The sequence below is a fragment of the Veillonella sp. T14073-2 genome (assembly GCF_002959875.1).
GTDB lineage: Bacteria > Bacillota > Negativicutes > Veillonellales > Veillonellaceae > Veillonella > Veillonella infantium.
The window spans coordinates 19,667-46,103 of record NZ_PPDC01000009.1; the positions used below are offsets into that span (position 1 = coordinate 19,667).

At 39.2% G+C, this 26,437-nt stretch carries 30 protein-coding genes; 27 read left to right on the forward strand and 3 right to left on the reverse strand.

What is annotated here, in order from left to right:
* Positions 1–32: 32 nt before the first annotated feature.
* A complete protein-coding gene (locus tag VCHSUH04_RS08580; RefSeq protein WP_105086214.1) occupies positions 33–923 on the reverse strand; it encodes a LysR family transcriptional regulator in 891 nt (296 codons plus the stop codon).
* Positions 924–1,118: 195 nt separating this feature from the next.
* On the opposite strand from VCHSUH04_RS08580, the gene VCHSUH04_RS08585 reads away from it, so the two are divergent.
* On the forward strand, positions 1,119–1,307 hold the full coding sequence (locus VCHSUH04_RS08585; protein WP_024065726.1) for a hypothetical protein: 189 nt from the start codon (positions 1,119–1,121) through the stop codon (positions 1,305–1,307).
* Positions 1,308–1,328: 21 nt separating this feature from the next.
* On the opposite strand, the gene VCHSUH04_RS08590 is transcribed toward VCHSUH04_RS08585, so the two are convergent.
* A complete protein-coding gene (locus tag VCHSUH04_RS08590) occupies positions 1,329–1,982 on the reverse strand; it encodes a YigZ family protein (protein WP_105086215.1) in 654 nt (217 codons plus the stop codon).
* Between the two features lie 335 nt (positions 1,983–2,317).
* Between VCHSUH04_RS08590 and VCHSUH04_RS08595 the strand changes: the two genes are divergently transcribed.
* The gene (locus VCHSUH04_RS08595) at positions 2,318–4,492 is read left to right on the forward strand and encodes a cation-translocating P-type ATPase (RefSeq protein WP_105086216.1); all 2,175 of its coding nucleotides are present in this window, start codon (positions 2,318–2,320) and stop codon (positions 4,490–4,492) included.
* Between the two features lie 175 nt (positions 4,493–4,667).
* Positions 4,668–5,195, forward strand: coding sequence for an ECF transporter S component (locus VCHSUH04_RS08600; RefSeq protein ID WP_105086217.1), 528 nt, complete (start codon positions 4,668–4,670; stop codon positions 5,193–5,195).
* 150 nt (positions 5,196–5,345) lie between these two features.
* Here the strand turns inward: VCHSUH04_RS08600 and VCHSUH04_RS08605 are convergent, their stop codons facing one another.
* On the reverse strand, positions 5,346–6,671 hold the full coding sequence (locus VCHSUH04_RS08605) for an FAD-containing oxidoreductase (RefSeq protein ID WP_105086218.1): 1,326 nt from the start codon (positions 6,669–6,671) through the stop codon (positions 5,346–5,348).
* Positions 6,672–6,952: 281 nt separating this feature from the next.
* Between VCHSUH04_RS08605 and ylxM the strand changes: the two genes are divergently transcribed.
* From ylxM to secF, 24 genes are all read left to right on the forward strand, one after another.
* Positions 6,953–7,288 (forward strand): YlxM family DNA-binding protein, encoded by a 336-nt coding sequence (gene ylxM / locus VCHSUH04_RS08610; RefSeq protein ID WP_105086219.1) that lies wholly within the window; start codon positions 6,953–6,955, stop codon positions 7,286–7,288.
* Positions 7,278–8,630, forward strand: coding sequence for a signal recognition particle protein (ffh, locus tag VCHSUH04_RS08615; RefSeq protein ID WP_105086220.1), 1,353 nt, complete (start codon positions 7,278–7,280; stop codon positions 8,628–8,630). Before ylxM ends, ffh begins: the two co-directional genes overlap by 11 nt.
* Before the next feature lie 59 nt (positions 8,631–8,689).
* Positions 8,690–8,953: a 30S ribosomal protein S16 gene (gene rpsP / locus VCHSUH04_RS08620; protein WP_004695565.1), complete on the forward strand. Its 264-nt coding sequence runs from the start codon at positions 8,690–8,692 to the stop codon at positions 8,951–8,953.
* A gap of 21 nt (positions 8,954–8,974) precedes the next feature.
* Positions 8,975–9,202, forward strand: coding sequence for a KH domain-containing protein (locus VCHSUH04_RS08625; RefSeq protein WP_009352618.1), 228 nt, complete (start codon positions 8,975–8,977; stop codon positions 9,200–9,202).
* Between the two features lie 14 nt (positions 9,203–9,216).
* On the forward strand, positions 9,217–9,624 hold the full coding sequence (locus VCHSUH04_RS08630) for a YlqD family protein (RefSeq protein ID WP_105086221.1): 408 nt from the start codon (positions 9,217–9,219) through the stop codon (positions 9,622–9,624).
* Positions 9,624–10,121: a ribosome maturation factor RimM gene (gene rimM, locus VCHSUH04_RS08635; RefSeq protein ID WP_105086222.1), complete on the forward strand. Its 498-nt coding sequence runs from the start codon at positions 9,624–9,626 to the stop codon at positions 10,119–10,121. Before VCHSUH04_RS08630 ends, rimM begins: the two co-directional genes overlap by 1 nt.
* 119 nt (positions 10,122–10,240) lie before the next feature.
* The gene (gene trmD / locus VCHSUH04_RS08640) at positions 10,241–11,071 is read left to right on the forward strand and encodes a tRNA (guanosine(37)-N1)-methyltransferase TrmD (protein WP_105086223.1); all 831 of its coding nucleotides are present in this window, start codon (positions 10,241–10,243) and stop codon (positions 11,069–11,071) included.
* Positions 11,068–11,721, forward strand: a complete 654-nt coding sequence (locus VCHSUH04_RS08645) for an NAD(P)H-binding protein (RefSeq protein ID WP_105086224.1) — start codon at positions 11,068–11,070, stop codon at positions 11,719–11,721. The genes trmD and VCHSUH04_RS08645 overlap by 4 nt, the downstream gene beginning before the upstream one ends.
* A gap of 74 nt (positions 11,722–11,795) precedes the next feature.
* Complete coding sequence (locus VCHSUH04_RS08650; protein ID WP_105086225.1) at positions 11,796–12,866, forward strand: hypothetical protein; 1,071 nt, start codon at positions 11,796–11,798, stop codon at positions 12,864–12,866.
* 10 nt (positions 12,867–12,876) lie between these two features.
* Positions 12,877–13,308, forward strand: a complete 432-nt coding sequence (locus VCHSUH04_RS08655) for a DUF350 domain-containing protein (protein ID WP_105086226.1) — start codon at positions 12,877–12,879, stop codon at positions 13,306–13,308.
* Between the two features lie 11 nt (positions 13,309–13,319).
* Positions 13,320–13,880 (forward strand): hypothetical protein, encoded by a 561-nt coding sequence (locus VCHSUH04_RS08660; RefSeq protein ID WP_105086227.1) that lies wholly within the window; start codon positions 13,320–13,322, stop codon positions 13,878–13,880.
* A gap of 14 nt (positions 13,881–13,894) precedes the next feature.
* On the forward strand, positions 13,895–15,196 hold the full coding sequence (locus VCHSUH04_RS08665) for a glutathionylspermidine synthase family protein (protein WP_105086228.1): 1,302 nt from the start codon (positions 13,895–13,897) through the stop codon (positions 15,194–15,196).
* Between the two features lie 107 nt (positions 15,197–15,303).
* Positions 15,304–15,876, forward strand: a complete 573-nt coding sequence (locus tag VCHSUH04_RS08670; RefSeq protein WP_105086229.1) for an RNA methyltransferase — start codon at positions 15,304–15,306, stop codon at positions 15,874–15,876.
* Positions 15,877–15,885: 9 nt separating this feature from the next.
* Positions 15,886–16,623 carry a YebC/PmpR family DNA-binding transcriptional regulator gene (locus VCHSUH04_RS08675; RefSeq protein ID WP_105086230.1) on the forward strand — a complete coding sequence of 246 codons (738 nt, stop codon included), beginning with the start codon at positions 15,886–15,888 and terminating at the stop codon, positions 16,621–16,623.
* A gap of 203 nt (positions 16,624–16,826) precedes the next feature.
* Positions 16,827–17,321, forward strand: coding sequence for a crossover junction endodeoxyribonuclease RuvC (gene ruvC / locus VCHSUH04_RS08680; RefSeq protein ID WP_005387349.1), 495 nt, complete (start codon positions 16,827–16,829; stop codon positions 17,319–17,321).
* Positions 17,321–17,929, forward strand: a complete 609-nt coding sequence (gene ruvA / locus VCHSUH04_RS08685) for a Holliday junction branch migration protein RuvA (protein WP_105086231.1) — start codon at positions 17,321–17,323, stop codon at positions 17,927–17,929. The genes ruvC and ruvA overlap by 1 nt, the downstream gene beginning before the upstream one ends.
* A gap of 2 nt (positions 17,930–17,931) precedes the next feature.
* The gene (gene ruvB / locus VCHSUH04_RS08690) at positions 17,932–18,936 is read left to right on the forward strand and encodes a Holliday junction branch migration DNA helicase RuvB (RefSeq protein WP_105086232.1); all 1,005 of its coding nucleotides are present in this window, start codon (positions 17,932–17,934) and stop codon (positions 18,934–18,936) included.
* A 2-nt stretch (positions 18,937–18,938) separates the two neighbouring features.
* On the forward strand, positions 18,939–20,540 hold the full coding sequence (locus VCHSUH04_RS08695; RefSeq protein ID WP_105086233.1) for a SpoIID/LytB domain-containing protein: 1,602 nt from the start codon (positions 18,939–18,941) through the stop codon (positions 20,538–20,540).
* An 11-nt stretch (positions 20,541–20,551) separates the two neighbouring features.
* The gene (gene queA, locus VCHSUH04_RS08700; protein WP_105086234.1) at positions 20,552–21,577 is read left to right on the forward strand and encodes a tRNA preQ1(34) S-adenosylmethionine ribosyltransferase-isomerase QueA; all 1,026 of its coding nucleotides are present in this window, start codon (positions 20,552–20,554) and stop codon (positions 21,575–21,577) included.
* Positions 21,578–21,585: 8 nt separating this feature from the next.
* Positions 21,586–22,701, forward strand: coding sequence for a tRNA guanosine(34) transglycosylase Tgt (tgt, locus tag VCHSUH04_RS08705; RefSeq protein ID WP_105086235.1), 1,116 nt, complete (start codon positions 21,586–21,588; stop codon positions 22,699–22,701).
* Between the two features lie 75 nt (positions 22,702–22,776).
* Positions 22,777–23,067: a preprotein translocase subunit YajC gene (gene yajC / locus VCHSUH04_RS08710; protein WP_005387358.1), complete on the forward strand. Its 291-nt coding sequence runs from the start codon at positions 22,777–22,779 to the stop codon at positions 23,065–23,067.
* A complete protein-coding gene (locus VCHSUH04_RS08715) occupies positions 23,067–23,633 on the forward strand; it encodes a 5-formyltetrahydrofolate cyclo-ligase (protein WP_105086236.1) in 567 nt (188 codons plus the stop codon). The genes yajC and VCHSUH04_RS08715 overlap by 1 nt, the downstream gene beginning before the upstream one ends.
* Positions 23,634–23,654: 21 nt before the next feature.
* The gene (gene secD / locus VCHSUH04_RS08720) at positions 23,655–24,929 is read left to right on the forward strand and encodes a protein translocase subunit SecD (RefSeq protein ID WP_105086237.1); all 1,275 of its coding nucleotides are present in this window, start codon (positions 23,655–23,657) and stop codon (positions 24,927–24,929) included.
* On the forward strand, positions 24,926–25,822 hold the full coding sequence (secF, locus tag VCHSUH04_RS08725; RefSeq protein WP_105086238.1) for a protein translocase subunit SecF: 897 nt from the start codon (positions 24,926–24,928) through the stop codon (positions 25,820–25,822). The genes secD and secF overlap by 4 nt, the downstream gene beginning before the upstream one ends.
* Positions 25,823–26,437: the final 615 nt, after the last annotated feature.

The following is a 26,437-nucleotide window of genomic DNA, read 5'->3' on the forward strand; positions in this document are numbered from 1 at the left end:
TATCATAATAGTAATCATATGTAGAACTTTAATTATACATATGCTTTATAGAAATCAATAAATTGCTGTGCTACCGGAGATAAAGCATGTCCTTTGAGGGTAATAAATGCTTTTTTGAAATCTCCAGAGAATTCTGGTAATTTAATGCGGGCCATTTTACGATGGTTAACAAGCTCTTTTCCATCCATAGGAACTAAAGAGACAGTTCTACCAGAAGATGCCCATTCGATGGCAGAACTCTTAGTTGTAGTGATAGCAACGGCATTGAGTTGGTCCATATCTGTCAAGCTAGATTGCATAATCATTCGTACAGAGCCGCCGGAGAGGGATAATGGGCACTTTTTGATATCATCCCAAGTGATTGTATCATGTTCACGGTCTATCCAGAATACATCACGACGGAAGATAGCATATAAGTGTTCTTCTTGTGTGAGAAGAATATCAAATTTGTCAGTGTCTACCATTTGAATGTTGGCAATTCCTAGCTCAGCATTACCATTAATCAGTTGATTAACTACATTCGTCATCAGTCCTTCATAGATTTCAAAGTGAACTGATGGGTATTTCATGGAAAAGGCTGGTAAATATTGTTGTACGATTGGTGTGGAACGAGATGCAGAGGTAGCGATTCTCAACGTACCTTCAATGCGTGAATTTAACTGATGCACCGCATTATACGTAGATTCTTCAATAGAACATAGTTGTTGGGCTTTTTCGTAGAAGATTTTACCTGCATCAGTAAGTTGTAAGTTCGATCCTCGTTGACCTCGCTTGATATTGATGAGTTGAGCCCCAAATTCAGCTTCTAAGTATTTTAATTGTTTACTTAAAGCGGGTTGTGTAATATGAAGAATCTCTGCGGCCTGTGTCATATTGCCCGTTTGAACGAGGGTAATAAAATTGTGGTAGTAAGATGTATCCATAGAATCTCCCTATTATACACAAAATAAGATAAATAAAATTTATAACGAACTAAGTAATAGTAATTTCACATTTAATAAAATGGTATATATACTATAGTTATCAAGGAAAGAGAAAGAATAATGTGTTTAAAATAAACTTTCTATCCTTATCACAAATTTTTATATAATATAGTGATTAAGAAAGTAGGTACTATCATGGGCGTAGTAAAAAGAACATTAGGTAAAGCAATTCGTAACTGGGAAGCACGTAGATTAATGACTGCACATAATACAGGTCTTAGCCGTAAAAAACAACTAGAACGCGTATGGCCTCATCCATTGACTAATGAAAAACGTCACGAACTAAGTCAAGGCATAAGTGGATTAGTCCATAGTGATAACTAATTAATGTGCGTGTCAGTAAGATTATTGTTCTAGCGGTAGCACCACTTCAATAGAATCTAATATAGTACAAGTAGCAGCTCCATGACTCATGTCTTGGAGCTCTTTTTGTATGCGTTCTACATCAGTAGGAGGTACTAAAATAGTAATATCTACATGTTCGCCAAAACTTGCTTCATAATGTAGTTTTTGATCTTGCACATATCTTTCTATAGCTCCATACATGGAATAGTCGATGGTAGCCTGCAACTGAGTTCGTGTTGTGTGTAGTTCTTTAGGGGCAAGACGTAAGGTTTCTGCAACGGAGTGTGAATATGCACGAATCAAGCCACCTGCGCCTAGCTTAATACCTCCAAAATAGCGCGTTACTACGACGGCCACATTGGTAATACCTGTTTTTTTGAGTACTTCTAACATAGGTTTACCAGCTGTACCAGATGGTTCACCATTGTCAGAAGAGCGTTGTTGTTCTTGTTTTGGTCCTAATGCAAAGGCTGTACAATTATGACGTGCATCCCAAAATTCTTTGTTGATACGGCCGATAAAAGCCTGCGCTTCCTCTTCTGTAGAACAAGGGCATACAGTTGTGATAAAACGTGACTTCTCAACAACATATTCATGGCGAAATTCCTTCGCTACTGAAGTAAATTCTATTATAGGGCTTATTGATTCAGACATATATTCACCTCCTTTAGAATCAAAGTTTATGTTTATTCATCATCACTTTATTATAATCTATTTATGAATGTTGTGTATAGGTGGGGACATGTTAAATCCCCTATGAAAAAGGAATAGTCCTCCAGATTTAGTAGGATATTGACGTAATGATAATTTATGTTATTATTGATTATAGACCTATGAATGAATACTCATGTAATTGTTCATATATTAAACCATATGTGTTTATAAAATACGCTGCTATCGATGTATGATATGTTTACTATGAGTTTCTGACTTATATAGATATATAGGAACATATATCTTTGAAGATTCTGGTAGAAAGAAGTGATATGATGAGCAAGAAGAAACAAGAGTTTGATATTACTGGTATGCACTGTGCTGCTTGTGTAAAGCGCGTTGAAAACGTTGTTTCTAAGATTGATGGCGTAGAAACTGTAAAGGTTAATCTACTCACTCGTAAGGGAAGCGTTGAATATAAAGACGGTTCTACTGTAGAACCACAACAAATTATCGATGCCATTACAAATATTGGTTTCGGTGCTGCAGAGGCAGATGAAACAAAACAAGAAATAGAAAAAGTAAATTTAAAGCCTCATATTATCCGATTAATAGTTGCAGCTTGTATGGCTGTGCCTATGATGGTGAATATGACGCTCCATCGATTCGGTATTGAAGCCTTGCCAGTATGGGTAGAGTTCATTCTTGCTACCATTGCTCAGTTCGGTCCGGGCCTTATGTTCTATAAGAGTGCGTGGAGTGCGGTGAAGAATGGTGCCCTTACCATGGATGTTCTCGTTGTAATGGGTACGACTGTTGCTTATCTATTCAGTATTTATAATTGGCAGTTCCATCCAGAACTTGGTCCTCATGGTATTTACTTTGAAACCTCTGCATGGCTCATTACATTCATCCTTCTTGGCAAACTCTTAGAAGAAATTGCTAAGGGGCGTACCTCTGAGGCACTTCAAAAATTAATTGCCTTACAACCTGCAACGGCTCATGTGTTGCGCAATGGTGAGTTTGTAGATATTCCTACATCTAAGGTTGTAGCAGGTGATATCTTACAAGTTCGGGCCGGTGAAAAAATTCCAGTAGATGGTACTGTTACTGAAGGTTATTCTACTGTAGACGAAGCTATGCTTACCGGTGAAAGCTTGCCTGTAGAAAAACAAGTAGGTTCCGAGGTAATTGGGGCGACTATTAACTTGAGTGGTGCTTTCACGATGGAAGCAAAACGTATCGGTTCTGATACAATGCTCTCTCAAATTATTAAAGTCGTAGAGGAAGCTCAAACCTCTAAAGCAAGTATTCAACGTATTGCAGATATCGTTGCTCAATATTTTGTGCCTACCGTTATTGGTCTCGCTATATTGACTGGTCTTGTATGGTATTTTATTGTAGGCGATTCTGTTAATGTAGCTCTCATTAATGCTACAGCAGTGCTTGTTATCGCTTGTCCTTGTGCCCTTGGTCTCGCTACACCAACATCTATTATGGTAGGCTCTGGCTTAGGTGCGGAGCATGGTGTTCTCATCAAGAGTGCGGAATATCTTGAAAAAGCTGGTAAACTCGATGCTATCGTTATGGATAAAACTGGCACTCTTACACAAGGTGTTCTCGATGTAACGGCTTTCAAAAATTATAATGGTGATGAAAGCACAAATATGTCTATTATGATAGCTCTAGAAAGTGGCACATCTCATCCGATTGCAAAGGCTATGGTCTACTATGGTGAAGATCATGGTTACAAAGGTAAAGGTGTAGAACTTGAAAGCTTTGGTGATGTACCTGGTAAAGGTTTGCAAGGCGCATACCAAGGCGTATCTGTACAACTTGGTCATAGCCGTTGGATGTCTGAATTAGGTTACGATTTAAGTGCAGTTCAAGACGATATTCTACACTATGAAGAACAAGGTGCTTCCGTGTCTGTTCTTGCTGTAGATGGTGTCATCAGTGCATTATGGGCTGTAGAGGATGAATTGCGTCCAGAAACTATTGAGGTGGTAAAAGAATTACAGTCTCAAGGTATCGATGTGTGGATGCTTACCGGTGATAATCGACGTACGGCTCAATATATTGCTAAACAAGCAGGTATTACTCACGTTATTGCAGAAGTCTTGCCTCAAGATAAAGCTAGCAAGGTAAAAGAGTTACAAGATAAAGGTCTGGTAGTGGGCATGGTTGGTGATGGTATCAATGATGCACCAGCTCTTGTAACGGCAGATATTGGTTTTGCTATTGGTAGTGGTACAGATATTGCCGTAGAGGCAGCAGATATCGTTCTTGTAAGAAATGATTTACACACACTAGTACAAGCAGTACGCCTCAGTCGTAAGACTATGACTAATATTAAACAAAATCTATTCTGGGCGTTGATCTTTAACTGCATTGGTATTCCATTAGCTGCTGTCGGCGCATTAAATCCGATGATTGCAGGTACAGCGATGGCATTTAGCTCCGTTACCGTTGTGGGTAACTCCCTTCGCTTGAAACGAGCTAAGATTTAATTTAACTTGTATCTTATAACACATAATATTTGATAGAGTTGATTAAAGTTTATAAAGCACCTATACCATGGTATAGGTGCTTTGTTATTTAATTCCTACGAAATCGGTATTTTTAGATTGAGTGAGATTTGTTATACTAAATATAGTTATTCAGCTAAAAGAGAGGAGCTAGATTATGAAATTAAACACGCACGATATTGTATATATTGGATTTATTGCTGCCTTATGTGCAGTAGCAACAACGATTCGCATTGAAATACCAGGTGGGGCCATGGTTCATTTAGGGTCAGCCGCATTATTCACATCATCCATTCTTTTTGGCGGCTTATATGGTGGTTTAGGTGCGGCCATTGGTTCTGCATTATTTGATCTTTTTGGTGGACATACGCAATACATTGTATTCTCTTTCTTTATTAAAGGTATTGCAGGTCTTATTGTAGGTGGTATGACAGCAGGTTACTTGCCTCCATCCATTACAAAGCCAACAGCATCCTTTACACGCATTTTGATTGCTCTTATTATTGGTACAATTTGGACTGCATTTGGCTATTTCTTAGCATGGTGGTTTGTTCTTGAAAGTGCAGCCGTAGCAGCTAGCAAAATTCAATACTCTTTAATTACTAGTGCTGCAGGTATTGTGGTGGCTATTATATTGACACCAAAGCTACAAAAGGTAGTACGTAGATTATTTACAAAAAACTAATAGAGAGAACAATTGCAGATGCTATATGGAACTATCTTAATAATAGGTACTATGAATAGGTCAAAGGGCGCTCATTAGCATATATGTTAGCTAATGAGCGCCCTTTTATTTTTCAGTATATATCAATTGTTATTAAGTTTGTTTATGGCATTAAAAGTTACAGAGGTCGTTTAGGTTTTCTGCCATGGTAGGATGTGTGAAGATTTGATTTTTGAAATATGTATATGGAATGTTGTTATCCATAGCTATTTTAATGAGGTTAATCAACTCTTCAGCACCTTGAGAATAAAGTGTAGCACCGAGGATTAAATCGTTATCTGCATTTACTACAATTTTAAAAGCACCTTTTAAATAGTCGTTTACATGAGCTCTTGGCATGGTAGCTACGAGCATTTCTTTAGTTTTAACTGTATATCCTTTGTTGATAGCATCTTCTTCTGTGAGACCTACACGAGCCAGTGGGGGTGTTAAGAATGTTGTGTAAGGAATATTTTTGCGATCTTTTAATGTGTATTGGCCATTACCTGTAAGAGCACCAAATACAATGCGGAAGTCATCGAGAGAAATATACGTAAATTGAGGACCACCGTTTACATCGCCTACTGCATATACACCAGGAACGGAGCTTTCACACGTATCATTAACTACGATAGCACCGCGTTCGTTAGTAGTAATATCCGTATTTTTTAAACCGATGTTAGCTGTATTTGGTTTGCGACCTGTAGCATATAAAACGGCATCAAACGTATAGTTTTGACCATTTGCAGTAATAACAGGTTTGTTGCCATCATTAGATACAGAGTTTAATGTTACATCGTTAAGAATAGTAATACCTTGCTCAGTCAAGTACTCGTTAGCTAATTCTTGTACAATCGGTTCTTCCCGTTTTAAGATGCTAGATTCAATATTAAATACTGTTACCTTTGTACCTAGTTTAGCGTATAGGCTAGCAAATTCGAGGCCGATAGGGCCCGCGCCGATGACGCCTAGAGTACTTGGTTGAGGGGATAATTGTTGGATTTCTGTGCTATTATAGAAGCCTGTTGCTGTGTCGATGCTATCAATATTAGGCTTAATCGCTACAGCACCAGTGTTAATAATAATTGTTTCACTAGATAAGATGATTTTATCTTCCCCAGCTGTAACGGCGATTTCTTTATTACTAATAAATTCACCATGTCCAGTATATACATCGACATGTTCATTTGTATCTAACATACCGAAGTTTTTATTGCGTAAACGAGAGGTAACTACCTCGCGTTGGTTTAATACTTGATCGTAAGATAAGCCTTTTGATGCGGCTATAATCATCGTTTTAGTTGGGATACATGCAATATTAATACATGTGCCACCATACATAAGTGGGTTTTCTTCAATCATAGCAACAGATTTGCCCATAGAGCCAAATTTTGCTGCCAATGTTTTACCGGCTTTGCCGAAACCTAGGACGATGAGGTCGTATTGTTTGGTATTCATAAAATACCTCCTGTTTTTATATTGAAAATATTAGATATTTATATTATAGCATATTATAGTAGATATAAAAGTTAAAATATAAAAACTATTATCAATTATAGTATATGAAATTTTATATGTAATATATGCAGTTGATTAATATTTTTATGTAGTGGATGGAATCATATATTAGATGTAATATAATAATCAAAAGATGTGTTAAGTATTTCTACTTGACACATCTTTTTTTATGCTGTAGTATATGTAAAGTAATATGACTTGACAGTGATGGAGGTGGCGAAATGGAAGAACGAGTACTGATCAGTTTGCTCTTAGATTTCTACGGGCCACTATTGACGGACAAGCAACGCATGTCCTTACAACTTCACCACGAAGACGATATGTCCCTTGGCGAGATTGCTGAGGAATTAGGTGTATCACGGCAAGCTGTACACGATAATTTACAGCGTGCTCGACACATTTTAAATGATTACGAATCAAAATTGCACTTGGTAGAACAATATGAACAGCGGGAAGGTTTGCTTTCACAGTTGAAAGAGACATTGCCTAAAGAGGTTCTAGCGGAGACTAAGGTACAACAAGTATTGGCGCAAATGGAGGGATATTATGGCATTTGATAGCTTGTCAGAAAAACTGCAAGAAGCCTTTCAATCCTTAAAAGGAAAGGGCAAAATTACAGAAGAAGATGTCAATCTTGCGTTGCGTCAAGTACGTACTGCACTTTTAGAAGCTGACGTTAATTTTATGGTTGCAAAGGACTTTGTTAAGTCCATCAAGGAAAAGGCCCTCGGTGAAGAGGTGTTCGGCTCCTTGAACCCAGCGCAAACGGTTATTAAAATCGTAAATGACGAATTAACGGCTCTCTTAGGCGGTACACAAAGTCGTATCATGATTTCTAGCAAACCTCCAACGATTATCATGCTCGTTGGTTTGCAAGGTGCTGGTAAGACTACAACAGCTGGTAAATTGGCAGTATATCTTCGCAAACAAGGTAAGCACCCAATGCTCGTAGCTGCCGACGTATATCGTCCAGCCGCGATTACTCAATTGCAAGTTGTAGGGAAGCAAATCGATATTCCAGTATTTGCTGATGAAACACCTGGTGCTAATCCAGTAGATATTGCGCGTCGCGCTGTAGAGCAAAGCACGCATATGTTGAAAGATGTTGTTATTATCGATACAGCGGGTCGTTTGGCAATTGACGAAGTCCTCATGGATGAGTTATCCAATATTAAAGCTGCTGTTCGACCTCATGAAATTCTACTCGTTGTAGACTCCATGATCGGTCAAGATGCGGTAACAACGGCACAAACGTTTAATGAGAAATTAGGCGTTGATGGTGTTATCCTTACTAAACTCGATGGTGATGCGCGCGGTGGTGCTGCATTATCTATTAAAGCTGTAACAGGGTTGCCAATTAAGTTCACAGGTGTGAGCGAAAAAATGGATGGTTTCGATGTATTCTATCCAGACCGCATGGCTTCTCGTATTCTCGACTTGGGCGACTTTAAAACATTGATTGAGAATGTTCAAGGCGCTATCGATGAAGAAGAAGCTCGTGAAATGGCTAAGAAAATGGCGAAAAACAATTTTACCTTGGATGATTTCTTGAAACAGATGAACCAAGTGAGAAAGTTAGGGCCATTACAAAATATTATTGGGATGTTGCCAGGCATGGGACAAATTAAGGATCAATTGAAAGACCTTGATTTGAACAGTAAAGAGGTGCGCCGCATTGAAGCTATCATTACATCTATGACGGCAGCAGAGCGAGAAAATCCAAGTATTCTTAATGGTTCTCGCCGCAAGCGTATTGCATTAGGTTCTGGTACTCAGGTACAAGATGTAAATCGCTTGTTGAAACAATTTGAGGAAGCGCGGAAGATGATGAAGCGCATGCAAGGTTTACGTGGCGGTAAGGGTGGCTTCCCTGGAATGCCTAAATTACCGTTTATGTAATACATGGGCAGGGGCGCTGAACCTGTCCACCCACATCAGTATAAGGAGGTGAATTTCACATGTTAAAAATTCGTTTGACTCGTTTAGGTGCTAAAAAAGCTCCTTTCTACCGTATCGTTGTTGCTGACGCACGTGCTCCACGTGAAGGTCGTCCTGTTGACACTATTGGTCAATATGATGCTACTAAACAACCAGCTATCGTTAATGTAGACGAAGAAAAAGCTTTGGCTTGGTTAGCTAAAGGTGCTCAGCCTACTGACACTGTTCGCTCCTTGTTCAAAAAACAAGGCGTTATGCAAAAATTTGCTGACGCTAAAAAGTAATTAATAGAGAGGCATACTGTGATGATAGAATTAATTTCATTAATTGCGAAATCATTAGTGAAGCAGCCTGATGCCGTATCTGTTACCATGGTCCAAAAGGGGAATATGGAGGTTTACGAACTTCACGTAGCTCCAGAGGATATGGGCAAAGTCATCGGAAAGCAAGGACGAATTGCGAAGGCGATTCGCGCTGTGGTGAAAGCGGCGGCTATTAAAGAGAACAAAAAGATATCTGTTGATATTGTCTAAAAGGGAGTATTCCAATGGAAGAAATGACATTACGTGTCCCTGTAGCAGTAAAAGCAAAAGTAACAGAAGACTTGAAAGCGAAAATTGTATCTGATCTTGAAACTCGCCTTGATATGGTGAATAAAGATTTGGAAGCAATTGAGTTTCAAGCTCAACGTATTTTGGCTGATGCGGCTAAAGTTGATGCTACAAGTCTTACTGCGATTCGTCAACAAATCGACGAAGAGAAAAATAAACGCTTGGCTTTCAAAGAAGAAGTAACAGCTAAATTGAAAGATGCTCAAGAATTGTCCTTAGGAACTGAAATTCCTCAAGGTACATTAGAGCAAACAGTTACCGTTAAAATCGGGGATAATTTGGATGCCATGATGGGCGCTGAAATCCTATTAGAAGACGGTAAAATCGTTGCGTTTCGTCAATAATGAAGCATAACGATTTCATCACAATAGGTGTTATCATCGCCCCGCACGGTGTGCGGGGTGATCTTCGTATTATGCCTCAAACCGATTTTCCAGAACGGTTTATGCATATGGATGCCTGTTACATCGATGGTAAAGAATACCACGTTGCATCCGCACGATTTCATAAGCAATTTGTACTAGCCTCCTTTAAGGAGATTCCAGATCGAAACACAGCTGAATTATTTGGTAAGAAAGAAATTCAAGTGCGTCGTGAAGATTTAGTGGAATTACCTGAAGGTCGCTATTACATCTTTGATATCATTGGTCTTGAAGTACAAGATACAAAGGGAAATGTGCTTGGCACAGTGACTGATGTATTACAACCGGGGGCTAATGATGTCTATGTGGTTTCCAAAGATGGGGAACCAGATCAATTATTTGCAGCCATTGAAGACGTCGTTAAAGACATCGATGTGGATAATAAATTGATGATCGTAGATCCGCCTGAATGGATATAATCCTTTAGGCGGTTTTTTTTATCTACATATAGGTATATTATGGTAAAAGTTATATAATATAGCTATATATAGATAATGCTAATGAGTTAATATGAGTTAATAAGTACAGAGGACGGTCTATGCGTATCGATATCATATCTTTATTTCCTGAGTTTTTTGATGCCTTTTTTAGTCACTCCATCATAAAACGGGCTATCGAAGCAGAACGATTGTCTATGGGTGTAACTAACCCTCGCGACTTTAGCCATAATAAACATGGTCAAGTAGATGATACGCCCTATGGTGGCGGGGCCGGTATGCTTATGATGGCACCTCCCATCTTTGAAGCGGTAGAATCTGTTATTGCTCAATATGATAGCCATATTAATAGTGCCTATTCCGTAGATGAGATGTGTGATGAAATGAGCCTCATTGGTAATCCTAGTGAAAGTTTACGACGTCGTGTTATTTTTATGGGACCTACAGGTCAGCCGTTCACACAGGAAAAGGCTCGTGAATTAGCGACGTACGATCAAATAGTTCTCATTTGTGGGCATTATGAAGGTGTAGACTATCGTGTCGAGGAACATTTAGTAGACGAAACGATTTCTATTGGCGATTATGTATTAACTGGTGGTGAATTGCCAGCTATGGTTGTGGCCGATGCAGTAGCTCGTATGATTCCTGGCGTATTAGGTGCGGCGAGTGGTGCACAAGAAGACTCATTTTATGAACCCCTATTAGAATGCCCGCAATATACAAAGCCACCAGAATTCAGAGGGTGGGGTGTTCCTGATGTATTGCGTAGCGGTCATCACAAAAATATTGCTACCTGGCGACAAAAGGAAGCCTTGAAGCGGACACGATTATTGCGACCTGATTTACTGGAACGACCATTAACAAAAGAAGAAGTTAAACTTTTAAAAGAGATTATTGCTGAAGAATCTGAAAGAGATGCAGGTGAAGTATGAAAGCGTTAGTACTAGGTGCTACTGGTGCAGTAGGTCGCCATATTGTAGAATCATTAATTGATAATCATGAAATTCAAGAAGTTCATGTATTTGTACGTCGTCAAGTTACGTTTACATCTCCAAAGGTAACGGTTCATATCGTCAATTTTGATGAACCTCGTGAATGGGCACACTTAGTAACAGGAGATATCTTATTCTCTGCTATGGGTACAAACCGTAAACAAGCGGGCTCTAAAGAAGCACAATGGACTGTAGATTATACGTATCAGTATGAAATGGCGCGCATTGCAGCTCAAAATGGTGTGAAAAAATATGGTTTAGTATCCTCTTTGGGGGCAAATCCAAAATCTCCATTCTTCTATATGTCCATGAAAGGACAATTAGAAGAGGTTATTTTAGAGTTGCCTTTTGAAGCGATTGTTATTGCTCGTCCAGCTACATTGATTCGAGAAGAACCTAAATTGGTAGAGCGTATTAGCTGTGCTGTATTTGGAGTCATCAATAAAGCACGTGTATTAATGAGTCAAGAGCCTGTAAAAACTGCTGATGTAGCTAAGGTTCTTGTAACAGCTACTATAGGGCAACAATATGGTATTTCTATTATTGAAAATGAAATGATTCATGAACGTGTAGGTTATTTTAAAGCTTAATTTCATTAAATCCCGTTTAGGAGAGGGAGTAGTTTAGACGCATATAGGTTATTGCTACTCTAACGAGGTTGTTTATGGAGTTTAATTGTTACGATGTCCTTGAGGTTCAGGGCAGCCGTTATGTAATAACAGAAAAAATTAAATATAATGAGATTATTCCAAAAGCAGATCAGGAACAGGCCTATAAAGCTAAGCCGTCAATGCAAAAATCACCTGGAGATTATTGGCACGAATATGGTCTCGAGGATGTTGAGGGGTCCGATAAAATATGGGTTACCATTGAATACAATGATAATGAATGGTGCACTGTATCTAGAACATCTTATCGCAAACGAGCGCCGAAGGGTTTTACGTTACATCAAATCGGTTTAGAGAAGGTTGTAGCTGTAGATGGTGATAGTGGTGCTTCTGTAGGTGACCGGGCTGGCTACAAGGAATACCAATTGCCTTGTGAAGGCGGTGCTAGTGTATTCTTTGAAGAAAACTGGTTTAAAGGGGAGAAGATGTTCGCCGAAGGGGCACGTGTTCCTTTGAGGAATATTCGTCTCTGTAATGATGCAGAAGCTAATGCTATTAGTAAAAAGAAACGGAATCAACGGCTGAAAAAACGCTTTGAAGGAGTTGCTACTTCTATAGGGATCGGTGTATTATTTTTACTATTTCTGTTTTGGTCGGACAATGATTTGTCTTGGCATAGTATACGCGCTATGTTTGGAGTGCCTTATACGGCGAAAGAACATATGCATGACACATCTGCATATTATACAAAAACAGATTCGGATGGCGATTATGTATACACGTCTTCGTTGGACCCTGTTAGCACCGCATTAGATTTGATTGATTCTGTGAATGGTGATATTAAAAATGAGCGGGACAACTTAGAAGAGGGACATGAAGTTATTGTATTTTATTCTGGGGACTTGGTGTATATCATTACCAATACGGATGGACAAACTAAGGTTAAGGTATGTGAACAATCAAAATTGACACAAGAGGATTGGAAAATTATTGATCGTACATTAATCAGCTCTCATATACTCGATAACTATGCGACTATGGTTCGACTAGGGGATAATACGGGACGCGAACGGTTGTATCCTACCAGCAACTCTAATAACACATCCAATACAAAATTATATTATTAGGAGGCTTATTATGATTTATATACCAGATATATTATTGACGATTTTTTATGCTTGTTTTGGAATTTTTCTAATGTTAACAGCTAATACTGTTATTGATTTCTTCGTGCCTGGAAAATTTAGTGAAGAAATTAAGCGTGGTAACTGTGCTGTCGCATGGCTCTCAGCAGGTTCATTTATCGGCATTGGTGAAATCTTGCGCGCTGTCATCATGTCTCCTGTAGTGGCTACAGCTGATACATCTTTATTGCACGGTGTTGTGGCCAGTATCGTATATGCTATTTTAGGAATTGTATTATTTGTAACAGGCTATATGTTTATTAATTTATGGCATCGAAAATATAATTTATCTGAAGAGATTATGCGTGGTAATACAGCAGCGGGTATCCTCGTTTTTGGCATCTTTGTAGGTCTTGCTCTCGTTATTAGTGGTGCTGTGCACTAAGGGAGTGTCCTATGTATAAGCCAAGTAAGAAAACTCTATACATAACGGGTGCCTTTGCCGCTGTAGCAGGTATCGTTGGTGTGTCTTCATACTGGAATGACATTGCTTATGTCGTATGTGATAAAATCTATCCTGAAGCAAATGACGGGGAAGTTCGATTAAAGGATAATCAAGGTAATCGTTATTCTCTATTAAATCATGGAGATGGTAAAGAAACAGCTTTATATGATGATAACCGGTCTGTTACATTTCACCGCGATACTAGTGGAAATTTAGTGTGGGACGCTGGTTTAGCTGGGCTGCTACCTAGTATTGCAGCAGGTTATTATATTTTTCACGGATTTAATCCACCAACAGCGCGTATGGATGGACGAACTATGACCTATCGTGTGGCAGCCCCATTAAAACCCTATGAGGAGCCTAATGTATATACAACAACAGGTTCAAATACGCATAGTTCTTTAGGACGACGTACGTATAAAGACTATGAGAAGCGTAGAAGTCAAAAAGCCTCTTCTATAGGTCAAAAGTCTGGCTTTGGTAGTGCAGGTGCACGTTCTAGTAGTTCCTAATGGAGGCCGATATTATGAAATCGTATATAGATGAACTTGATACGAATATATTGCCCTTTGTAGATTATGAAGGCTATGATGATCGGTATCCTGCTCTTACTGCACAATCCTTTCCAGCCGAATTTTATGATGAAATACGACATGCATCGCGGATGTTATTTCAAATATTTTGTAAAGCCGCTAAGGTATTTCAGCAGGCTCCTGATGAGTTCGCTCTCAATATGGATATGCCCGGAAATTTGATTCCCTATTTACATCGTGGGAATCCATTGGGCTTACCTACGTGGCTATCCCGATTTGACTTTGTCCTTGATGATAGAGGGCAATTGCGTATGGTCGAGATTAATGCGGATACACCCTGCTTTCTAATTGAAAGCTATTATGCTAATGGTGTAGCGGCACGATATTTCGATAAAGTAGATCCTAATATAGATGCTTATAATGAACTTGAACGTTTTTTGAAACGCGTATATGAAGGAACATCTCGTAAAAAATATAGTGTGACTAATAAACAACATAATATGATGACAGATAATGAAACAGAACCCTTTGTTTTCGGGTGCTTTCATGATTATTTAGAGGACTATGGAACTACACAGTTTCTCTTACAGGCTATGAAATCAGCATGCCCAGAAGCAGATGTTCGATTCCTATCCTTTTATGATATGGTCATTGATGATGAGGGTATTCTATTATCTGACGGTAGTCATGCAGCCAATCTGTATCGTTTACATCCTATGGAACTATTGATTGATGAAACTACAGCAGATGGTGAACCACTAGGTGAAATGTTTTTAGATTTGTATAATGAATACCGCTTTAATCTATTTAATCCACCAGAGGCGATTATTTTACAGAATAAATCGTTTATGTCCTTAGTGTATGCTCTATACTTAACAAACCAATTTTTTACGGCCCCTGAGCGAGATATTATCGAGCGCTATTTGACGCCGTCCTATTTTGAAAGTGATTTCCTGAACCTTGATGATGGACTTTATATTCAAAAGGAAATTTGGGGACGTGAAGGGCGAAATATTCAGGTTGTTCAAAAACGTGGAAATCAAGCTGAATTATACATGGAGAAATTTGTAGATAACTATGATGATATAGTTTGTCGGGACAGCAAAAAGGTTATGTATCAGGAATTCATTAAGCAGAAACACTTTATTCATACCGTAGATAGTGGTATGAAAGAAGGCTGTTTGACATTATCTTGTTTTATGCTTGGCGATCAAGCCTCTGCAGTCGGTTGTCGTTTTTCTCCTGAAGAAATTGCCGGCACTGAAGCATATTTTGTACCGCTTTTAGTAGATTAATTAGTATTTTAATTTTATGTTTTGTTTTAGTATCTCAATTTGGATAGTTTTATTTAACATTTACTGGATCAGATTGATATCGTTATTATTGTTGGAGATTTAAGGCGTTGGCTAATTTATATATTGGGCTTGTTCATTATCCAATTATGAACAAGCATAAAGAGGTCATTACGACGGCCATTACAAATTATGATATTCACGATATTGCACGAGCATCTATTACCTATGATGTATCTAAATATTTTGTGATTCACAATATACCTGCTCAGCGTGAGTTGGTGCGCACCATCATGGAACATTGGAAATCTGGATTTGGTTCTACTTACAATCCAGATCGCAAGGATGCTTTCACCGGCGTGGAGTTGGTTAACTCTATTGCAGTAGCAGTGCGAATGATTGAAGACCTAGAAGGTATGAAACCTATTGTGGCGACAACAGATGCGCGTACCTATGATAATACAATTTCCTATGCACGGATGCGTGAACATCTTGAAAATGAGGGGCGCCCTGTGTTAGTATTATTTGGTACCGGTTATGGTATGACAAAAGAAACGATGGAAAGCTTTGACTATATTTTAGAACCTATATATGGCCATGGTGAATACAATCATTTATCTGTGCGTAGTGCCGTTTCAATCATCTTGGATCGATTACGGGGCGAAGCATGGTGGAATAAATAGGAGGCGTCTATGTCAGGACATTCAAAATGGGCAAATATTAAACATAAAAAAGGTAAAACCGATGCATTGAAGGCTAAATTGGCTACGAAAATCGGTCGTGAAATTACTGTAGCAGCACGTATGGGTGGTGCCGATCCAACAGGTAATATGCGTTTGAAATTGGCTTTACAAAAAGCTCGTGAAAACAATATTCCTAAAGATAATATTCAACGTGCTATCGATAAGGGCGTTGGCGCTACGGATATGAACGCATACGAAGAAATCGTATATGAAGGTTATGGTCCTGCCGGTGTTGCCGTTACTGTAGAAGTTATGACGGATAATCGTAACCGTGCGGCTGCTGATGTGCGTCATGCTTTCTCCAAACAAGGTGGTAATCTTGGTGAAAGCGGTTGCGTAGGCTGGATGTTCAAATCTAAAGGCGTTTTCGTTATCGATAAAGAAGGTCATGACGAAGATGAATTGACTATGCTTGCTCTTGAAGCAGGTGCAGAAGATCTTAAGTCTGAAGATGATGTATTTGAAATTTATACTACTCCTGAAGATTATGATGCGGTAGAATCAGCTCTTGCTGATGCGGGCATTGAAACAGAAGTAGCGAAAATCACAATGATTCCAGATACTACAATTGAATTGACTGGTGATGATGCTGTAAAAATGCAAAAAATGCTAGACGTATTGGATGATCTTGATGATGTACAAAATGTATATCACAATGGTATTTTGCCAGACGACGAAGAAGAATAATATTAAGGAGTACTCTGAGGGGTGCTCCTTTTTTATTGATTCATGAAATTTAGAGTTTTTGTAAATGTTAAGAATACTAATAGATTTCTTATAAATTTTATATTGAAATTCATGAACTTCGATGTGGTATTGTGCTATAATAAAATAGATTATGTAATGGAGGTAGGCGACAGCTTATCTCATTTTTAAACTAGGGGGTTGAGATGCGAATAATAGGTATTGACCCAGGCACGGCTATATGTGGATATGGCATTATTGACGTGAAGGGCAGCAAATTAACGCCAGTAGCCTATGGGGCTATTACAACTCCTAAGGAATTAACTGATTCACAACGGTTAGAAATTTTATTTAATGATCTAAGTGATATTCTAGAGGAATTTAAACCGGATAAGTTCGGCGTAGAGGAATTGTTCTTCAATCGCAATGTAACGACGGCGATTAAGGTTGGGCAAGCACGTGGAGTTATCTTGTTAGCAGCTGAACAACAGCGTATTCCTATTTATGAATATACACCGCTACAAATCAAGCAAGCTGTTACAGGATACGGTAAGGCTGATAAGAATCAGGTTATTTATATGACCATGAATATTTTGGGGATTCGTGAGAAAATTAAGCCCGATGATACGGCAGATGCATTAGCTGTTGCCATCTGTACGGCCCATAGTTCTCACAATGATAGATTGAAGAGGTTGGTATAATGATAGGGTATGTACGGGGCATCGTAACACATCTCTTTAAAGAGTCTTGTTACGTAGATGTACATGGCGTAGGGTATCGCGTTTATGTGCCGACCACTACGCGTCAACAACTGATCGAAGGCCGTGAGGCAACGTTATTCACGTATTTAAATGTACGGGAAGATGCGATGCAACTCTATGGCTTTTTGACGGAAGAGGAGTATGAGTTGTTCATTTTACTCATTTCTGTTTCTGGTATAGGGCCTAAGGTAGGGTTAGGTATTTTGTCTGGCATGACACCGGAGGCTTTCAAATTAGCTGTTATTAATGGCCAAGTACAGCAATTAACCAAATTGCCTGGCATTGGTAAGAAATCTGCAGAGCGACTTGTTTTGGAGTTAAAGGATAAGCTAGCGAAAATGACGCATATATTTGCAGAATCTCCAGCAGCTATACAGCCGATTGGTGTTGCCGCTAGTGGTGCTACCGGTGAGGCTATTGAAGCTCTTGTATCGCTAGGTTATTCAGAACGAGATGTAGCTGATATTGTAGAGTCTTTAGATGATGGTAAACGCGATGTATCTGAGTTGATTAAGGTCAGCTTGATTGAGCTTGGGAAAGGACGATAAGGATGAACGAAGAAGTACGCCTTGTCGGAAATGGCGAGCACGAAGAAGATATGTGGCAATATAGCCTACGACCAAAGTTCTTTAATGAGTATGTAGGTCAAGAAGAGGCTAAAGGTAATCTAAATGTGTATATTCAGGCGGCTAAGCAACGTGGTGAAGCCTTAGATCACGTATTGCTCTATGGTCCACCAGGTCTTGGGAAGACTACTTTGGCAGGAATTATTGCGAATGAATTGGGTGTTAATTTTCGCATAACCTCTGGTCCTGCCATTGAAAAGTCTGGTGACTTGGCTGCGATTTTAACAAATTTAGATGATCACGATGTACTATTTATCGATGAAATTCATCGCTTGTCTCGTAGTGTAGAGGAAGTATTGTACTCTGCAATGGAGGACTATGCTATTGATATCATCATCGGTAAGGGCCCAAGTGCTCGAACGGTGCGCATTGATTTGCCAAAGTTTACTTTGGTAGGTGCCACTACTCGGGCCGGGGCTTTGGCGGCACCTTTAAGGGACCGCTTTGGTATTATTAACCGGTTGGAATATTATAAACAACCAGAATTAGAGTTTATTGTGACTCGAGCCGCAGATATACTCAATATAGGTATTGAGCCAACTGGGGCTAGCGAAATTGCGCGTCGTTCAAGGGGGACGCCGCGTATCGCAAATCGTCTACTTAAACGGGTACGTGATTTTGCACAAGTTATTGGTGATGGGGTTATCACTCAGGAAATTGCAGATGAAGCGTTACAACGTTTATACATAGACAAAGAAGGACTTGATCGAATCGATCGACGTGTGTTGGAGTGTATTATTGAAAAGTATGATGGCGGTCCAGTAGGTATCGATACTATTGCGGCGGCTATCAGCGAAGAGAGAGATACCATCGAAGATGTGTATGAACCATATTTGATGCAATTAGGATTTTTAGGACGCACACCACGTGGGAGGGTGGCTACTAAACTTGCTTATGAGCATTTAGGTATTTCACAGACAGGGAAATAAAAATGAAAACGAAACGATTACAATTGATGATAATGGCAACGTTGTTTTTAGGTGTAAATATTGGCGGTGCTTCTGTTGCTCAAGGGGCAACATTGCAACATAAAAGTACAGTAGTAACTAAAAAGCCAATGCCGAAATCAACAGTATCTACAATAAATGTATCGAAAGTAAATTCGACTAAGAAGTCAACTTTTCGACCACTTGTAACTAAACCGGCTCCAAAGCCTGTGTCAAAAGTGTCGTCGAAGCCAGCTGCTAAACCTGCAGCATCTAGTGCTACAACGAAAGCTCAGAAAACAGTAGCTCCAAAACCTGTAGCAAAAACTACATCTACTGGTGTTAAGTCTACTGCATCTAAGGTTGTAAAAACATCTAATGCAAATAGCATTCAAGCTAATACGGCAGTTATTACGCGTAATAAGGTGGGTTCTGTAGTAACGCCTGCTACGGAGCGCATAGAGCATGTACCAAATGTACGTGTTCTATTAGGGAGCCGTAGCTCCGATGCTAAGGTGACATCTACTGCCAATATGGTTGTGTTAAATAGTAATAATGGTCAGGTTAGTACAATTAGTGCGAATCATGGTACCTCTGTTGGCATCCGAGGTGGTAAAATTGTTGTTAATGGCAAGGCCATTGATAGTGTAGTTACCTTAAAACCAGCTAATAGTGATGCGCCATTCTTGTTTGAAGGTAAAGGTTATCGCGGTGGACTTACATTACGTGCTAATAATGGTAAAATGATGGTCATCAACTCTGTACCTCTTGAAGACTATCTTTATGGCGTAGTTCCACAGGAAGTCGTTCCGTCTTGGCCGGCAGCAGCATTAGAAGCACAAGCTGTAGCAGCTCGCACTTATGCGCTTCATACAATGGAAGAAAATAAAGGGAAATTGTATGATGTGAGTACGTCCACAGATCATCAAGTTTATAATGGGGTTAGTGGTGAAACCCAGGCTACTACTAATGCAGTAAATAAGACAAAGGGTATGGTTATGCTATATAATCAACGCCCTATTAATGCCTTATTCCATTCTGATGGTGGTGGCTATACTGAGGATAGTGTTAATGTGTGGGGCAGTGATGTACCATATTTGAAAGGTGTAAAGGATTTTAGTACTGGCACATCTACATCAAATTGGACTGTTACAACTTCTCGCCAGGCTCTTGAAAGTAAGCTCAATGCAGCAAGTAAAGGTGTGGGTAAATTGAAGAGCATTCAATTGACTCCTCTTGGCAAGCCTGGTCAACAAACATCTGACCGAGGCGTGTCTGGTCGTATCAAAAGTGCTACTTTCATAGGCACCTCTGGGAAGACGACGGTAGATGGCGATTCCTTGCGTAGTATTTTAGGTTTAAAATCTACACTATTTGATTTTTATGTAAATCATAACCCTGCTAAAGACACGGGTAAGGCATATCATAACTTTACGGGCAATAATGATACTGTCTATATTAAAGGCCACGGTTGGGGACATGGTCTTGGTATGTCTCAATGGGGTGCCGCAGAGATGGCGAAACGTGCTACCCCAGGGGATACAAATTATTACCAAACTATTTTGCGTCACTACTATAGTGGCATTACATTAAAGAAAATGTACTAATAAGGATTACGATGAAAGTTACAGATTTTGATTATGAATTGCCAGAGGAACTAATTGCTCAACATCCGGTAGAACCTCGCGATACTGCAAGACTTTTAACCTTGGATAAGGTTACAGGTGAGGTTGCTCATAAAGAGCATTTTTACGATTTGCTTGATGAACTCCATGAAGGGGATGTACTTGTATTTAATAATACAAAGGTTATTCCTGCGAGATTATATGGTCAACGGCAAGGTTCTGGTGGCAAGGTAGAGGTATTGCTCCTCACTCCATGCGGTGAAAACCGGTGGGAATGCCTTGTTAAACCTGGTAAAAAGTGTCCTATTGGTCAAGTTATCGAATTTGATGACCGATTAAGTGGGACTGTTATAGATAAAACGGAGTTTGGCGGTCGTATCATTGAATTCACTTGTAAAGGTGTATTTGATGATGTTATACAAGATATTGGTGAGATGCCATTACCTCCATATATTCATGAGAAGTTAGAAGATAAAGATCGTTATCAAACAGTCTATGCAAAGGAAAAGGGTTCCGCAGCAGCACCAACGGCAGGACTTCACTTTACACCTGAATTATTAGAAAAAATAAAAGCTAAAGGTGTAGAACTTGAGTTTGTTACGTTGCATGTGGGCCTTGGAACCTTTAGACCCGTATCAGCAGAGACGATTGAAGACCATGAGATGCATAGTGAGTTCTTCGTTGTATCTCAAGAAACTGCTGACCGTATTAATACAGCTAAGAGAAACGGACGCCGTATTATTGCGGTAGGTACTACATCTGTACGTACACTCGAGTCTGCTACGAATGATGACGGTATACTACAAGGTATTAGTGGATGGACTCAAATCTTTATCTATCCTGGTTATAAATTTAAGATGATTGATGCATTGGTAACGAATTTCCATTTGCCTCAATCTACATTGTTAATGTTGATCAGTGCATTAGCCGGTCGTGAACATTGTTTAGCAGCTTACGAAGAAGCTGTTCGAGAACGTTATCGCTTCTTTAGCTTTGGCGACGCTATGTTTATTCGTTAGGAGGGACTATGCCAAGTATTACTTATGAATTACAAAAGACATGTCCTCATACGGGGGCACGTGCAGGTTTATTGCATACGCCACATGGTACCTTCCAAACGCCTATGTTTATGCCTGTAGGTACACAGGCAACTGTTAAAACAATGACACCTGAAGAATTAAAGGCTATGGGTTCTCAAGTCATCTTGAGTAATACGTACCATTTATTCCTTCGTCCTGGTCCTGAGCTTGTGGAAGAAGCAGGTGGATTGCATAAGTTTATGAATTGGGATCAAGCTATTTTAACTGATAGCGGTGGGTTCCAAGTATTTAGCTTAGGCGACATGCGTAAGATCACTGAAGAAGGAGTAACTTTTAGATCACATATTGATGGTTCTAAACAGTTTTTATCTCCAGAAGTTGCCACAAAGGTACAAGAGCAATTAGGTTCTGATATTGCCATGGCCTTTGACGAATGTATTCCGTATCCTGCTGATCACGATTATGCAAAGCGGTCTACAGCGCGTACCACACGTTGGGCTCATCGTTGCCAAGAGGCTCGTAAAGCTCATGACCGTCAAGGTATGTTTGGCATTGTTCAAGGTGGCATGTACAAAGACTTGCGCAAACAAAGTGCGGAAGAGTTAGTCGCTATGGACTTTGAAGGCTATAGTATCGGCGGCTTATCCGTTGGGGAACCTCATGATTTAATGAACGAGATTTTGGAATATACTACACCATTGTTGCCAACTAACAAGGCTCGTTACTTGATGGGCGTTGGTACAGCAGATTGTCTTGTGGAAGGTGTGGCACGTGGTATTGATATGTTTGACTGCGTATATCCAACACGTGTTGCTCGAAATGGGATGGCTATGACTTGGAAGGGGCGCCTTAACATTCGAAATGCGCAATTTGCTCACGATTGGGGGCCTTTAGAAGAAGGCTGCCAATGTTATACATGTAAAAATTATTCTCGCGCTTATATTCGTCACTTGTATAAGGCGGAAGAAATTTTGGCATTGCGTCTCGTAACGTATCATAATCTTTATTTTTTACTTGAGTTTATGCGTCAAATGCGACAAGCTATCTTGGAAGATCGATTCCCTCAATTTAGAATGCAGTTTTGGGATAGCTTTAAAAAATAGTAATTAAGTCTAGTCAAATCTATATTAGGTGGCTATACTAGAAAAGAATACATATTTATTGTATAGGAGGATAACATGGAAGATATTTTACAAGTGTTGCAAACGAGCTGGCCAATTCTATTAATGGTTGTAATCTTTTATTTCTTATTGTGGCGTCCACAAAAGAAACAACAAAAAGAACGCGCTAACTTGTTAGGTAGCTTGAAAAAAGGCCAAAAAATCGTTACTATTGGCGGTATTTATGGTGAAATCGTTGAACTTGATGATGAAAAAGTAAAGGTTCAAGTATCTGAAAAAGTGGAGTTAACATTTGCGCGTTCTGCAATTGCTAACGTTCTTTCCAAGAAAAACAAGGAAGAAAAATAATGAATACAAAGGAAGCAGTGCGCCGGGCGTGCAAGGCCCAGCGCGCTGCTTTATCCGTTGCTGATTGTAATACGTGGACTACGCTTTTGACAGATCAAATTGTTAATAGTCCTGAGTATATATCAGCTAATACCATTATGGCCTATTTGGCGATGCCCAAGGAGGCCAATTTAGACGATGTTATTCGTCATGCTTTAGAACATGGTAAATCCGTATATGTTCCAGTATGTACAGATAAGACGACCATGATTGCCGTTCGTCTTAAGTCTCTAGAATCTATCACTCGGGGTGTGTTAAATATACGCATTCCCTCTGAGCCATACGAGGTTATTAATCCACATGACTTGGATTTGATTTTAGTGCCTGGTGCTGGCTTTGACCGTCAAGGTGGTCGCATGGGGATGGGGAATGGGTATTATGATCGATTTCTCAAGAAACTTTCACCAAGTACATATATGGGCGTATGTTGGAGTGTCCAAATTTGGGATGAACCAATCCCTATGGATGGATTGGACCAACGGATGAACAAGATTGTAACGGAGCAAGGCGTCATACATTGCGTATAGTAGTAGAAGGGAGCAACTATTTTGAACGGTAAAGCTATTATCAAGTTTTTAGTAGTCATTGCTGCCATCATTGGATTATTTGCGTATTTCATTCAACCTTTAGCAGGTTCTTTAAAACAAGGCCTAGACTTACAAGGTGGTACGCATATCGTATTGGAAGCAGAGGATTCTGCAACTGGTCAAGCTGACAATGATGCAGTGGAACGGGCGAAGCAAATCTTAGAGCGTCGTATTAATGAAATGGGTTTGTCTGAACCATTGGTACAACGTGAAGGTGCTCGTCGTATTATCATCGAATTGCCGGGTGTAAAAGATCCTGATGAAGCGATTAAACGTATCGGTAAAACAGCGGTCTTGGAATTTAAAAATGACCAAGGTCAAACTGTTATGACTGGTGATGATTTAAAAGATGCGAAAGAAGAGTTAGGTCAAAATAAACAACCACTCGTTGCTATTGAATTAAGCGATGAAGGGGCTAAGAAATTTGCGGATTTAACATCTAAAAATATTGGCCGTCGCATTGCCATTACATTGGATGGTAAAGAATTGACTAATCCTGTAGTGCAACAAGCAATTACAGGTGGTAAAGCCACAATTTCTGGTAGTCAAAGCTTAGAAGAAGCTAAAGACTTAGCTATTTTATTACGTTCCGGTGCATTGCCTGTTAAAATTAATGTATTGGAAGTTCGTACAGTAGGTCCTTCTTTAGGTCAAGACTCCAAGGATAAATCTGTTGTAGCCTTCAGTGCTGGTATTGCAATGATCATGATTTTCTTGGTTATTTTATATCGCTTTTCTGGTATCGTAGCTAATATCGCATTACTTGTATATGTAATGCTCTTATTACTTGTATTAGGTAAAGGCTTTAATGCGACTATGACATTGCCAGGTATTGCTGGTATTATCTTATCCATGGGTGTTGCTGTAGATGCTAATATCCTTATCTTTGAACGATTTAAGGAAGAGGTATTCTCTGGTAAATCCATGCGTGTAGCAATGGAAGCTGGTTTTAGTCGTGCTTTAGCAACAATTACAGATGCGAACGTATCCGTTATTATTACGGCTGGTATCTTGACAATCTTAGGTTCTGGTCCGGTAAAAGGCTTCGCTATCAGCTTAGGCGTTGGTGTTGTTGTAAGTATGTTTACAGCGATTACAGTGAGTCATTTCTTGTTGCGCTTACTTATTGACTGTAACTTTACGAACCATCCATTCTGGTTTGGTGCGAATATCTCTCCAAGCACAAGTGCTGACGCATTTGCACCAAAATCTTTGAAAGGAGGTAAACGCAAATGACATTAGACGTAATTAAACATCATCGTTGGTGGTTTGCTATTTCCTCCACACTTGTTATTATCAGTTTGATTTCTATCTTTACGAAGGGCTTTAACTTTGGTATTGATTATACTGGTGGTACCATTGTTGAAGTTGTATTTGACCAACCTGTAGAAGTTAGTCAAGTTCGTGATGTTTTGAAAGAATATAATCTTGAAAATGCTCAAATTCAGCTTTCTGGTGATACAACTGGTGAAACAGCTGGTGAAGACGTAATGATTCGTACACGTAATCTCGATCCTAGTGAAAGTGCAGCTGTAGTTGAATCCTTGACTAAATCTATTGGTAATAATACAGTTAAACGTATTGAAACTGTAGGTGCTGTAATTGGTTCTGAAGTTACAGAACATGCGTTGTTAAATCTTGTGATAGCATTCGCAGCCTTAGCATTATATATTTCTTATCGTTTTGAATATAAAGTTGCTATTTCTGCTCTTGTTGCTATTTTCCATGATTTGATTATGGTTCTTGGTGTATTCTCTTATTTCCAATTAGAAATTGATGCGTCCTTCTTGGCGGCTATTCTTACGGTTGTAGGTTACTCCATGAATGAATCTGTAGTTATCTTTGACCGTGTTCGTGAAAATACACATACACATAAACGTTCTGATACATTTGCAGATCTTGCGAATGCATCTATTACACAAAGTATTCACCGTAGTTTCTATACATTGGCTACCGTTATGTTTGCCTGTGTATCCCTTTATCTATTTGGTGGTGACACTACAAAGAACTTTGCTCTTTGTATGATCATCGGTTTTGCTAGTGGTGCGTACTCCTCTATCTGTGTAGCTACATCCTTATGGGTTATGTGGAAGAGTCGCAACAAAAACGACATCCGTAATCAACAATAATATAAGAACTACTTTTACTATAATAATGGTGAAAGTATTGAACCTCTCTAGCATACAGTTTAGAGAGGTTCTTTTTATTCTGCGAAAGTTGCATTACTGGCAAGTGCATTTGAATATCAATGTTTTTATATTATTACTACTTTAGCGTAGATAGTAATTGATGAAAGTTAGTTAAAGATAAAATGAACTGAATGGATTGTGAAAAGAGTGTTACATAATTTAAAACCTAAAATAATAAGAAATTAAGGCATTCTTATTGTAAAATATGGTGAGTTTAAAATGAAGTTGTAAAAATAAGGGTTTTATGTGTTGACGATTATTTTATTTGTGCTATACTTATACAAGTCGTTAGGACACAGCACAAACGATGAGCACAAAAAAACTTCTGAAAAAAGTTTTAAAAAGTGCTTGACGTAATGAGCTGAACTTGATAGAATAATCAAGTCGCCAGTTGATGAAATGCTTCGAAAGAAGGTAGTGGAAACTGGTACAGATCTTTGAAAACTGAACAATGATAGGTAATCAATCATATGATTGAACATATGCCAGAGTGCGGGTTTTGACAAAGTCAAAACCAACCATAATTCAAAGTTACTTAAATGTAACGACAACAAA